The organism is Alterinioella nitratireducens, from assembly GCF_013155465.1.
Classification (GTDB): Bacteria; Pseudomonadota; Alphaproteobacteria; order Rhodobacterales; family Rhodobacteraceae; genus Alterinioella; species Alterinioella nitratireducens.
On the sequence record NZ_JABJVX010000004.1, the window covers coordinates 106832 to 118507 of the forward strand.

13 protein-coding genes and 1 pseudogene are annotated in these 11676 nt (G+C 65.5%); 1 reads left to right on the forward strand and 13 read right to left on the reverse strand.

What is annotated here, in order from left to right; genetic code table 11:
- Positions 1–88: 88 nt before the first annotated feature.
- The 10 genes and pseudogenes from HNS34_RS08210 to HNS34_RS08255 all read right to left on the reverse strand — a co-directional run bounded on the left by HNS34_RS08210 (position 89) and on the right by HNS34_RS08255 (position 8212).
- Positions 89–888: pseudogene (locus HNS34_RS08210) on the reverse strand (purine-nucleoside phosphorylase).
- A 1-nt stretch (position 889) separates the two neighbouring features.
- Entirely contained in the window at positions 890–1855 is a 966-nt protein-coding gene (locus tag HNS34_RS08215; protein ID WP_172319573.1) for an ABC transporter permease, read from the reverse strand.
- Positions 1856–1858: 3 nt separating this feature from the next.
- Positions 1859–2116, reverse strand: a complete 258-nt coding sequence (locus HNS34_RS08220) for a hypothetical protein (protein ID WP_172319574.1) — start codon at positions 2114–2116, stop codon at positions 1859–1861.
- Positions 2113–3204 carry an ABC transporter permease gene (locus HNS34_RS08225; RefSeq protein ID WP_172319575.1) on the reverse strand — a complete coding sequence of 364 codons (1092 nt, stop codon included), beginning with the start codon at positions 3202–3204 and terminating at the stop codon, positions 2113–2115. Before HNS34_RS08225 ends, HNS34_RS08220 begins: the two co-directional genes overlap by 4 nt.
- Complete coding sequence (locus tag HNS34_RS08230) at positions 3204–4760, reverse strand: ABC transporter ATP-binding protein (protein ID WP_172319576.1); 1557 nt, start codon at positions 4758–4760, stop codon at positions 3204–3206. The genes HNS34_RS08225 and HNS34_RS08230 overlap by 1 nt, the downstream gene beginning before the upstream one ends.
- A gap of 164 nt (positions 4761–4924) precedes the next feature.
- Positions 4925–5920, reverse strand: coding sequence for a BMP family lipoprotein (locus HNS34_RS08235; protein WP_172319577.1), 996 nt, complete (start codon positions 5918–5920; stop codon positions 4925–4927).
- A 111-nt stretch (positions 5921–6031) separates the two neighbouring features.
- On the reverse strand, positions 6032–6475 hold the full coding sequence (locus HNS34_RS08240; protein ID WP_172319578.1) for a GNAT family N-acetyltransferase: 444 nt from the start codon (positions 6473–6475) through the stop codon (positions 6032–6034).
- On the reverse strand, positions 6472–7128 hold the full coding sequence (tsaB, locus tag HNS34_RS08245; protein WP_172319579.1) for a tRNA (adenosine(37)-N6)-threonylcarbamoyltransferase complex dimerization subunit type 1 TsaB: 657 nt from the start codon (positions 7126–7128) through the stop codon (positions 6472–6474). Before tsaB ends, HNS34_RS08240 begins: the two co-directional genes overlap by 4 nt.
- A complete protein-coding gene (locus HNS34_RS08250) occupies positions 7118–7678 on the reverse strand; it encodes a NifU family protein (protein ID WP_172319580.1) in 561 nt (186 codons plus the stop codon). The genes tsaB and HNS34_RS08250 overlap by 11 nt, the downstream gene beginning before the upstream one ends.
- Before the next feature lie 78 nt (positions 7679–7756).
- Positions 7757–8212, reverse strand: a complete 456-nt coding sequence (locus HNS34_RS08255; RefSeq protein ID WP_172319581.1) for a universal stress protein — start codon at positions 8210–8212, stop codon at positions 7757–7759.
- A 123-nt stretch (positions 8213–8335) separates the two neighbouring features.
- Here HNS34_RS08255 and HNS34_RS08260 point away from each other — a divergent pair, with 123 nt between their 5' ends.
- The gene (locus HNS34_RS08260) at positions 8336–9334 is read left to right on the forward strand and encodes an endonuclease/exonuclease/phosphatase family protein (protein ID WP_172319582.1); all 999 of its coding nucleotides are present in this window, start codon (positions 8336–8338) and stop codon (positions 9332–9334) included.
- On the opposite strand, the gene HNS34_RS08265 is transcribed toward HNS34_RS08260, so the two are convergent.
- The 3 genes from HNS34_RS08265 to trpS form a co-directional block, all read right to left on the reverse strand.
- A complete protein-coding gene (locus tag HNS34_RS08265; protein ID WP_172319583.1) occupies positions 9331–10191 on the reverse strand; it encodes a branched-chain amino acid aminotransferase in 861 nt (286 codons plus the stop codon). The genes HNS34_RS08260 and HNS34_RS08265 overlap by 4 nt on opposite strands.
- A gap of 49 nt (positions 10192–10240) precedes the next feature.
- Complete coding sequence (locus HNS34_RS08270) at positions 10241–10396, reverse strand: hypothetical protein (protein WP_172319584.1); 156 nt, start codon at positions 10394–10396, stop codon at positions 10241–10243.
- Positions 10397–10633: 237 nt separating this feature from the next.
- Positions 10634–11653 (reverse strand): tryptophan--tRNA ligase, encoded by a 1020-nt coding sequence (gene trpS / locus HNS34_RS08275; protein ID WP_172319585.1) that lies wholly within the window; start codon positions 11651–11653, stop codon positions 10634–10636.
- Between the last annotated feature and the right edge of the window lie 23 nt (positions 11654–11676).

Sequence of the window (11676 nt, forward strand, 5' to 3'; positions counted from 1 at the left end):
ACGCGGGCCCCTGCCTGCGACAGATCGGAGCAATCGGCCCTTGGGTTCGGGGCCGGTGCGAAAAACCCGCGCCGCCGGGGATCGCGCGTCAGGTCGCGCGCAGATACCGGCGCAAGATCTTTTCCAGCTTGGCCGCGCCAAGCGGGGCCATCTCTTGGTGTGCTCGTGGCTGATGGACTCGTCGCTGAGGCCCGCCGCCATGTTGGTCACGGTCGAGATCGCGGCCGCCTTCAGCCCCAGGAACCGGGCCAGGATGACCTCCGGAACGGTCGACATGCCGACGGCATCGGCACCCAGGATGCGGATCGCGTTGATCTCAGCGGGGGTCTCGAAGGAGGGGCCGGAATACCAGGCATAGACGCCTTCGGACAGCGCGATGTCCTCGGCGATGGCGGCGGCCTGCAGGGCGCGGCGGATCGCCGGATCATAGGCGTCCGTCATCGGCACGAAGCGCCGGTCCGAGGCTTCCCCGATCAGCGGATTGAGGCCCGAGAAATTGATGTGATCGCTCAGCAGCATCAGGTCGCCGGGCTGGATATCGGGCCGCATGGAGCCTGCCGCATTCGTGGCAATCAGCGCCTCGGCCCCAAGCGCGTGCAGCACCTCCAGCGGAAAGCGCATCGCATCGCCGCGCCCGCTTTCGTAGTAATGCGCGCGGCCCCCGAAGACGGCGACACGCGTGCCCTCCAGATCGCCGATGACCAGCTTGGGATTGTGACCCGACACGCCCGCATGGGGAAATCCCGGTAGGTCGGCATAGTCGATCGCCACGCCCTCGACCGCGTCGGCCAGGTGCCCCAGGCCCGAGCCGAGGATCAGGCCGATGGCGACCGGATCGGCCCCCGCACGGTCGCGGATGGTTGCAAGCACACGGTCGAGCCCGGCCATCTCAGCGCTCCTTCACGTAAGGCTCGCCGCCGGCGCGTGGCGGAATCGCCTTGCCGACGAAGCCCGCCAGGATCACCACGGTCAGGATATAGGGCAGCGCCTGCATGAACTGCACCGGGATCACGAATTCGCCAATCGCGATGTTCTGATACCGCGCCCCCACCGCGTCCAGCAGACCGAAGAGCAGGCTGGCATAAAGCGCATACCAGGGCCGCCATTTGGCAAAGATGAGGGCGGCCAGCGCGATAAAGCCACGGCCCGCGCTCATGTCCTTGTTGAACCCGGCGGCCAGGCTGGTGGCAAGGTAGGCCCCCGCGATGCCGGTCAGCACGCCACAGATCAACACGGCCGAATAGCGCGCCCGCACGACCGAGATCCCGGCGGTATCGACCGCGGCGGGGTTTTCGCCCACGGCCCGCAGGCGCAGCCCGAACCGGGTGCGGTAGAGGACCCACCACGTCAGCGGCACGAAGAAGAAGGCCATGTAGACCAGGATCGAATGGCCCGAGATGAGGTCGGAATAGATCGGCCCGACCAGGGGCACGTCGGCGATTGCCTCGGCAAAGGGCAGGGTGATGTCGCGGAACCGGCCATCGCCCACCAGTTGCGGCGTGCGGCCGCCAAGCTGGAACCAGCTATCGCCAAGCACCACGGTCATCCCGGCAGCAAGGAAGTTGATCGCCACGCCCGAGATCAGCTGGTTGCCCCGGAAGGTGATCGAGGCCAGCCCGTGCAGCGCCGCAAAGACCATGGACGCGGCGATGCCCGCCAGAAGGCCGATCCAGACATTGCCGGTGAAGGCCGCGACCGAGGCCGAGAAGAAGGCCGAGATCAGCATCTTGCCCTCGAGCCCGATATCGAAAATGCCCGAGCGCTCCGAATAGAGCCCCGCCAGGCAGGCCAGCAGCAGCGGCGTCGCCGATCGGACGGTCGAGTCGAGCAGTTGGAGGATGGTTGCGAAATCCATGGCTCAGCTCCGGCTGGTGGCAAGTTTGAAGGCGGCAAAGGCAAAGAACACGCCAAGCGCGCCTTCGACCCCGGCCCTGGCGCGGGCATTGGGCGCGCGGAACGGGGCCAAGGACAGCGCGACGGCCCATGCCCCGTGCCCGAGGAACGAGATCAGGAAGCCGCAGACCAGGATCAGCGCGACACCGGGGCCGGATGACAGAACGCCGGTCAGGTGCGCAGCCCCGGCGATCAGCAGGTTGGGCAGCCGTTCGAGGATCATGCCCTCTCCCTCCTGAGGCTGAGGAACACCCGCGCGACGGGTGTGCGCACCATATTGTCCAATGCGCCGGTAAAGAGGATCACCAAGGCCTGGATCACCAGGAGCATCTCGCGGCTCACGGCGGGCATCTCGAACTCCAGCTCGGCCCCGCCCTGGTAGAGCATCCCGAAGAGGAGTGCCGCCAGGAACACGCCGACGGGGTGCGAGCGGCCCATCAGCGCCACCGCGATGCCGACGAACCCCGCGCCCTGCACCGGGTCGATGACCAGCCGTTCGGCCTCGCCCATCACCGAATTGATCGCCATCAGACCGCTCAGCCCGCCCGAGACCAGCATCGAGATCATGATGATCCGCACCGGGTTGATGCCGGCATAGACCGCACCGGGTTCGGAAAACCCGTAGGCCCGGATCTCGTAGCCGAGCCGGGTGCGCCAGATCATCAGCCAGACCCCGATACAGGCGGCGACGGCGACGAAGAACGAGACGTTGAGGGGGGTCGAGCGGCTGAAGCCGAGCCAGGGCGCGACATCATAGGCATTGGGCAGGCGCGCGCCCTCGGCAAAGCGCGCCGTTTCCGGGGCCATGTTGCCGGGCACGCGAAAGACGTTGACCAGCAGGTAGACCAGCAGCGCCGAGGCGATGAAGTTGAACATGATCGTGGTGATCACGATATGGCTGCCGCGCTTGGCCTGCAGATAGGCCGGGATCGCGGCCCAGGCCGCCCCGAAGATCGCCGCCCCGATCGTCGCGCCGAGCAGCGCCAGCGACCAATGCGGCCAGGGGATGTAGAGACTGACCATGGCCACGCCAAGCCCGCCCAACGCGGCCTGCCCCTCGCCGCCGATATTGAACATGCGGGCGTGGAAGGCCACCGCCACGCCAAGCCCGGTGAAGATGAAGTTGGTGGCGTAATAGAGGGTAAAGCCCCATCCATAGGCGCTGCCGACGGAGCCCCGGATCATGACCTGCAATGCCTCGACCGGGCTTTCGCCGATATAGAGCACGACCAGCGCCGACACCGCCAATGCCAGCACCAGATTGATGAAGGGGATCAGCGCCACGTCGGCCCATCTCGGCATCTTGTCCATTACGCGGCCCCCTTGGTCACACCGGCCATCAGCAGGCCGAGTTCCCCCTCATTGGTCTCGTCCGGCAGGCGCTCGCCCATGATGCGCCCGTCGAACATCACCGCGATGCGGTCCGATAGCGAGAAGATCTCGTCCAGCTCGACCGAGACCAGCAAGATCGCCTTGCCCTCGTCGCGCAGGGCAATGATCTGCTTGTGGATGAACTCGATCGCGCCGATATCCACGCCCCGCGTCGGCTGCCCGACCAGCAGCAGGTCCGGGTTGCGCTCGATCTCGCGGGCGACGACGATCTTCTGCTGGTTGCCGCCCGAGAAATTCTTGGCCTGCAACATCGGATCGGGCGGGCGCACGTCGTAATGTTCCATCTTTTCGGCCGTGTCGCGCTTCATCGCGGCATTGTCCATGAAAAGGCGGTTCTTCTGGTATTTCGGATCGTGGTGATAGCCGAAGGCGACGTTTTCCCACGCCGCGAAATTCATGATCAGCCCCTCGCGCTGGCGGTCCTCGGGCACATGCGCGATGCCACGCTTGCGGCGGCTCTGGCCGTCGGATTTCGCCCCGGTCAGGTCGATGCTGTCGCCGTTCAGGACGATCTCGCCGCTGGTCGCGGCGATCATGCCGCCGAGCACTTCCAGCAACTCGGTCTGGCCATTGCCGGACACCCCCGCGATGCCCAGGACCTCGCCGGCCCTGATCTCGAAACTGACGCCTTTCAGCCGTTCGACCTTCTGTTCGTCATGCACCACCAGGTCGCGCACTTGCAGGACCGTCTGGCCCGGTTTCGTCGGGGACTTGTCCACCCGCAAGAGAACCTTGCGCCCCACCATCAGTTCGGCCAGTTCCTCGGGGCTGCTGTCGGCGGTCTTGACCGTCGCGGTCATCTCGCCGCGCCGCATGACGCTGACGGTATCGGTCACATCCATGATCTCGCGCAGCTTGTGGGTGATCATGATGATCGTCTTGCCCTCGTCCTTGAGACGTCCGAGGATGCGGAAAAGCTGATCGGCCTCGGCGGGCGTCAGAACCCCGGTGGGTTCGTCCAGGATCAGGATGTCCGCCTCGCGGTAGAGCTGTTTCAGGATCTCGACCCGCTGCTGGTGACCGACGCTGAGATCCTCGATGATCGCATCGGGATCGACATGCAGCTCATATTCCGCCGCCAGTTCGGTCAGCAGCTTGCGCGCCTTGGCGACCGAGGGCTTCAGCAGCGCGCCATCCTCGGCCCCCAGGATGACATTCTCGACAACGGTGAAATTCTCGACCAGCTTGAAATGCTGGTGGACCATGCCGATGCCCGCGCGGATCGCGGCCTGGCTGTCGGGGATCGGGGTCAGGGTGCCATTGATGAAGATCTCGCCCTCATCGGCCTTGTAGAACCCGTAGAGGATCGACATCAGCGTCGATTTTCCGGCCCCGTTTTCACCCACGATGCCGTGGATTGTGCCCTTGCGGACCTTGATCGAGATGTCCTTGTTGGCCTGGACCGGCCCGAAGGCCTTGGAAATGCCCTTGAGCTCGATGGCATAGGGCGCGCTGTCCGATTGGGCGTCTGTCATTGGCTGATCTCTGTCCCGCGTGGTCTTGTTGGTCTTTCCGGCCCGCCGCCCGGGCAGACTCAGACGTTACCACAGCACTTCCCCCTGTCCAGCGCCGAGGCAACAGAAAACGGGCCGCCCCTTGCACCGGGCGGCCCGTCCTTGTCATGTCAGGGCTGTGGCGATCACATCACCGGGCAGGCCCCGTCATCCGAGTAGTTATGCACCTCGATCTCGCCGGAGATGATCGCGTCGCGGGCCTCGGCCACACGCGCCTGCATCTCTTCGGTGATCAGGTCGGCGTTGTTCTCGTCCAGCGCATAGCCCACGCCGTCTTCTTCGAGGCCAAAGAAGTGCAGGCCGGTCTCGATCTCCTCGACGGGAGTCGAGAAAGCGTCATAGACGGCCACATCGACGCGCTTCAGCATCGAGGTCAGGACCGAGCCGGGATGCAGGTGGTTCTGGTTGCTGTCCACGCCAATACCCAGAATGCCCTCATCCGCCGCGGTTTGCAGGACGCCCAGGCCGGTGCCGCCTGCGGCCGCGAAGACCACGTCGGCGCCCTGGCTGATCTGGCCACGGGTCAGTTCACCGCCGCGCACCGGGTCGTTCCAGGCCGCGGGCGTTGTGCCGGTCATGTTCTGGATGATCTCGATATCGGGATCGACCGCACGCGCGCCTTGCGCATAGCCGCAGCCAAAGCGGCTGATCAGCGGAATATCCATGCCGCCGACAAAGCCGACCGTGCCGGTCTCGGAGGCCATCGCGGCCAGCATCCCCACCAGGTACGAGCCCTGCTCCTCCCGGAACACGACCGAGCGCACGTTCGGCGCGTCGACCACGCCGTCGATGATCACGAAGGTGGTGTCGGGATAGTCGGGGGCCACGACTTCCAATGCCGAGGCCTGGCTGAAGCCTGCCATGACGATGGGGTTCGAGCCCGCTTCGGCCAGGCGGCGCATCGCCTGTTCGCGCTGCGCGTCCGACTGCAACTCGATCTCGCGGTAGGAATTGCCGGTTTCCTCCGACCACTGCTCGGCCCCGCGCCAGGCGGCCTCGTTGAACGAGCGGTCGAACTTGCCGCCGAGGTCGAAGATGATGGCCGGGTCCTGGGCCAGCGCGGCACCGGCCGAAAGGGCCATGGCCGCAGCGGCACCGAGGAAGGTTTTCATGAGTGTCATATAAGTCTCTCCCGAGTTGGATGGCGGCGGGGCATCGTTCGAAAGGCGTGTGCCCCGCCCGCAAAGATCATCTGATCCCTGCGGGATTAAGGCCAAAGAGGGGGCGGGCGGTCAACCGGATTCTGGCATTGCGACCGTGCCGGAGGTCAGGTTTCGCGCCATCAGAACCGCATCGGCCCGCGTTCCGTCGGGGCAGGCGTAGTAGGCGGGACGCAGGCCGATGCGCCGGAATCCGGACGCCTGGTATAGGGCAATCGCGCCTGCGTTTCCGGCGGCAACCTCAAGAAACATGGCCTCGCCCCCCCGCGCCGCGGCCCTGTCCAGGGCGGCCCCCATCAGGCCCTGCGCGATTCCCTTGCGCCGATGCGCCGGATCAACGGCGATGGTCAGAAGCTCGGCCTCGCCTGCAAGGGTGCGGACGAGGGCGAAGCCGTGATCATGGGGAATCAGGTCGCAGAGGGGATCGGCCAGGAAGCCCGCGAACTCCTCCGCCCGCCACGGGCGCGGCACCGTGAAGCCGGCGCGGTGCAGGCTGGCCAGCGCCTCGGGCGTCACAGCAGGACCGGCCCGGTATCGCGCGCGGGTGCCGCATCGGGGCTGCGCAGATAGAGAGGGGCGGGGCGGGGGGCACCGTCGCGGTAGCGCCGCGCCGCGATCCGGGCGATGGCAGGGGCGGGCGCAAAGGGGGCGGGGCCGGTTTCGGCATTCAGCTTGGTCGCTATCTCGGCGGCACGGTTGCCGAGACACATCAGCCCCGGAAGCGACCAGCTATCGTCAATCGCGTCGAAGGCCACCATTTCAGGGCCGCGATGCGCGCCCTCGGCAAAGCGTTGCAGGTAGAGCTGGTCGCGCCGCGCGTCGATGCTGGCCAGAACCGGGCCGTCATGGCCCTCGCGCAGCGCCTCCAGCAGCGTCACACCGACCGCCGGGATGCCGAGCGCCAGCGCCAGCCCCCGTGCTGCCGAGACCGAGATACGCACGCCGGTGAAATTGCCCGGACCGATCCCGACGCCAATGGCGGTCAGGTCGCGCAGACCCGCACCGCCCGCGCCCATCACCGCCTCGATCATCGGCATCAGCGCCTCGGCCTGGCCCTTGCCCATCTCCACCTGCTGAGCCGCCAGCACCCTGTCGCCCGACAACAAAGCGGCCGCACAATGCGCGGCCGATGTGTCGAAGCTGAGGATCAGGGGGGTGTCAGACGGCAACGGGCCGCACCTCGACCACTTCGGGGATGTAATGGCGCAGCAGGTTCTCGATCCCCATCTTCAGCGTCACGGTCGAAGACGGGCAGCCCGCGCAGGCACCCTGCATGTGCAGGTAGACAATGCCACGGTCAAAGCCGTGGAAGGTGATGTCGCCACCGTCCTGCGCCACGGCAGGCCGTACGCGGGTGTCAAGCAACTCCTTGATCTGGCCCACGATCTCGGCATCCTCACCGCTGTGTTCGGCATGGCCGCCCGCGCCTTCGGAGCCCTCCATGGCGGGCGCGCCGGATTGGAAATGCTCCATGATCGCGCCCAGGATGGCGGGTTTCACATGGTCCCATTCGACGCCGTCCTGCTTGGTCACGGTCACGAAATCGGTGCCCAGGAACACGCCGGTCACACCATTGACGCCGAAGATGCGGCTGGCCAGCGGCGAATTGCCCGCCGTGTCCGCCGCCGGGAAATCGGCGGTGCCTGCGTCCAGCACCTGCTGGCCCGGCAGGAATTTCAGCGTGGCGGGGTTCGGGGTGGATTCGGTTTGGATGAACATCGGGCGCACTCCTTCGCGGTTGCATCGGATATGCGCGTCAGGGGCGCAAATGTCAAGATTTAGAACCGTTCTAAACGGTCAGGTGATCGCCTCGAGCTGCTCTTTCGACAGCTCCCCCGGCACGATGGTGATCGGCACCGGCAAGGTGCCCGCGCTCTTGGTCAGCGACGTGACCAGCGGCCCCGGCCCCTTGCGGCCCGTTCCGGCCCCCAGGACCATCACGCCGATCTCGCGGTCTTCCCGGACCTGCGCCAGGATCTCGTCGAGCGGCACGCCCTCGCGGATCACCAGTTCGGGGTCGACATTCTGCTTGTCGCGCATCCACTTGGCGAAGACATTGAAATGTGCCTCGATCCGCTCGCGGGCCTCGGCGCGCATGACCTCGCCCACGCCGATCCAGTGGTTGAACTCATCGGGCGGAATCACCGACAGAACCTGCACGCCGCCGCCGGTATGCGCCGCCCGCATCGCGGCAAAGCGCATCGCGTTCAGACATTCGCGTGAGTCGTCCAGAACGACAAGAAACTTGCGCATGGGCTGATCCTTCTCTCCCCGGCGGGCATCATGGCCGAGCACGGCCCATCCCGCAACCGCCGGATTTTCCTTGGGCCGGACGCATGACCTGCGGCATGATGGCACCGGCAAGGGGGGGGCGCGATGGCATTCTACCACGATCTCAAGGGCTATGGGCCTGAAAAAGCGGCCTGGATCGCGCAGCGCCTGCTGGAGTTGCGCGCCGACTTGGAATTGCAGATCCGGGTGCGGCGGCGGTCGAACTCGCTGATCATCGGCTCGTGGAACATCCGCGCCTTCGACGATGGCCGCCCCCGCATGGACGAGAGCTTTCACTATATCGCCGAGATCATCGACAATTTCGACATCTGCGCCGTGCAGGAGGTGAAGTCCGACCTTGCCCCCCTGCGCCGGTTGGTGAAGCTGCTTGGGCCGTCCTGGGATTTCTTCGTCTCCGACGTGACCGAGGGCGGCCCCGGCAACCGCGAACGCATGGCGTTTCTCTACAATCGCAACCGGGTCCGGTTCCGCAACCTGATCGGCGAGTTGGTGCTGCCGCAGGAGGCCCTGATCGAGGGGCGGCAGATCGCGCGTTCGCCCTTCTTCGCCAGTTTCCAGGCCGGCTGGTTCCGCTTCACCCTGTGCAGCGCGCATATCCTCTATGGGGGCACGGGGCCGCGCGACCATGCCCTGCGCGCCGCCGAGATCGCGGCCATTTCCGACGCGCTGATCAAGCGTTCGAATGCCGAGGATGAGGTTTATGTCCTGCTTGGTGACATGAATATCGAGGCGGCTGATGACAGCATCATGCAGGCGATGACAGACCGCAGGCTGCATGTGCCCCTGTTCGGTCCGACCAATCTGGGCGGGACCAAGCATTACGACCAGATCGCCTTTACCAAGGATCACGTCAAGACGCGGCTTCTGAACAAGGGCTGTTTCGATTGGCGCAGCGCGGTCTACCGGCCCGGCGACATGGACCATTACCGGCCTCACGCGAACGCGATGCGGGATGCGCCCTACAAGGATTTCTCACGCTCCTACAAGACCTGGGCCACCTACGAGATGTCCGATCACCTGCCGATCTGGATCGAACTTGAGGTGGACTATTCCGACGACTACCTGCGCCGGTTCGTGCCTTAGCCGCCCTTCGCCCAGGCCCAGTAGAGATCGCGCGCGGCCCTTGCGACCGGGCCGACCTGGTAATGGGTGCCGTCGAACTCCACCACCGGGGTGACCTTGGACATGTTGCCGGACATGAAAACCTCGTCCGCGCTGCGGAAATCGTCGAAACTCAGCACCTCTTCGCGCACGTCATGGCCCGCCGCGCGCAGGTTGACGATATGGCGCGCGCGGGTAATGCCGGACAGGAAGGTGCCGTTTGGCACCGGCGTGCGCACGATGCCGTCCTTGACCATGAAGATATTGGCGGTGGCGGTCTCGGCGACATTGCCCATCGCATCGGCCACCAGCGCGTTGTCATAGCCCTTGGCGCGCGCCTCGGCCAGCATCCGGGCGTTGTTGGGGTAGAGGCAGCCCGCCTTGGCATTGGTCACGTTGTCGGCCAGCACCGGGCGGCGGAACTGCGTCGTGGTCAGGCGCGCGGTGCGATCTGGCGGGGCCAGCGGAATCTGTTCCAGGCAGATGCAGAACCCGACCGTGTCCGATTTCGGCACCACCGCGGTCGCGTCCCCGTCGAGGCCCCAATACATCGGTCGGATATAGAGCGGCGTATCGGCATCATAGAGCGCGATGCCCTGCCAGGTGATGTCATGGATCTCCTGCGCCGAGTGCGTCGGCTCCAGCATCAGGGCACGGGCCGATCGGTTCACCCGCTCGCAATGTGCCATCAGGTCGGGGGCGACGCCATAGGCGTAGCGCGCGCCGTCGAAGACCGTGCTGCCGACCCATGCGCCATGATCGGCGGCGCGCATGATGGGCACGTCGCCCTCATGCCATTGGCCTTCGAAATATGTGCGGATATTGGTGCCGGTCGCCATTGCAGATGCCCCCTTTCAGATCTCGGGGGCACCTTGCGTCGTATCGGGCCTAGCGTCCAGACGTAAAGCCCTGCTGGTAGTCCATGGTGACGGGAATCGCCGCAGGCTCGGGCTTGTCGGCTGCCGCCGCGGTTTCGGGCTTCGCTTGGGGGGCCTGCGTGACGGGTGTAGGCGTCGGGTGTGCAAGTGTCTTGGCGTCAGACATGCCGTCTCCTCCTTGTCGATTTTTATTGACTGTCGCGCCTCGTGAGAAGGCGCAAGTGCACTATCCCGCTTAGGTCTTAAGCGCGGGTTAACGCTAACAAGGAGGGTTTAGCCGATCAGGCTCAAAATGCCAAGGGTCAAGCGCGCGGGACCGGGGATTGGGCGGTGCCTTGCGCATGAATGTTGCGTCAAATCAGGGCTGATCTGTCAGATGTTGCGGCAGTTTGTCCCGCTCGGATCAGCGTCCGACCATGCCGACGATGCGGTAGGTTTCCTCCAGAACCGGCGCGCTCAGCGCGCGGGCCCGGTCCGCCCCGCGCGCCAGGATGCGGTCGATCTCACCCTCGTCCTGCATCAGCCGGGCCATCTCATCCGCGATCGGAGCCAGTTTTTCCACCGCGATCTCGGCCAGGTCCTGCTTGAAATAGCCAAAGAGCTTGCCCGCATTGGCCTCGACCACTGCCTCGGGCGTGGTTTCGGCCAGCGCGGCCCAGATATTGACCAGGTTGCGCGCCTCGGGCCGTGCGTCCAGCCCCCCCAGATTGTCGGGCAGCGGGTCGGGGTCGGTCTTGGCCTTCCTGATCTTCCTGGCGATCGTGTCGGCATCGTCGGTCATGTTGATGCGCGTCATGTCGGACGGGTCGGATTTCGACATCTTCTTGGTCCCGTCGCGCAGGTTCATCACGCGGGTGGCGGCGCCTTCGATCACAGGTTCGGTGATGGGGAAGAAATCGACGCCGTAGTCATGGTTGAACTTGGCCGCGATATCGCGGGTCAGCTCAAGATGCTGCTTCTGGTCCTCGCCTACCGGCACATGGGTCGCATGATAGATCAGGATGTCAGCGGCCATCAGCGCCGGATAGGCGAAAAGCCCAAGCGATGCGGCCTCGGCATTCTTGCCTGCCTTGTCCTTCCATTGCGTCATCCGGCCCATCCAGCCCATGCGCGCGACGCAGTTGAAGATCCAGGCAAGCTGCGCGTGTTCCGGCACCTGGCTCTGGTTGATCAGGATGGATTTCTCCGGGTCGATCCCGGCGGCGATGAAGCCCGCGCACAGCTCGCGCGTGCTGCGGGCCAGCGCGGCGGGATCCTGCCAGACGGTGATCGCGTGCAGATCGACCATGCAATAGACGGTCTCGTGCGTCCCGGCGTTCTGCATGTCGACCCACCGCTTCATCGCGCCCAGGTAATTGCCCAGATGCAAATCCCCCGAGGGCTGCATCCCCGAGAACACACGGGGGGTAAACTTGGCTGTCATCGCTGTCGCCCTTCGCTGGTGCC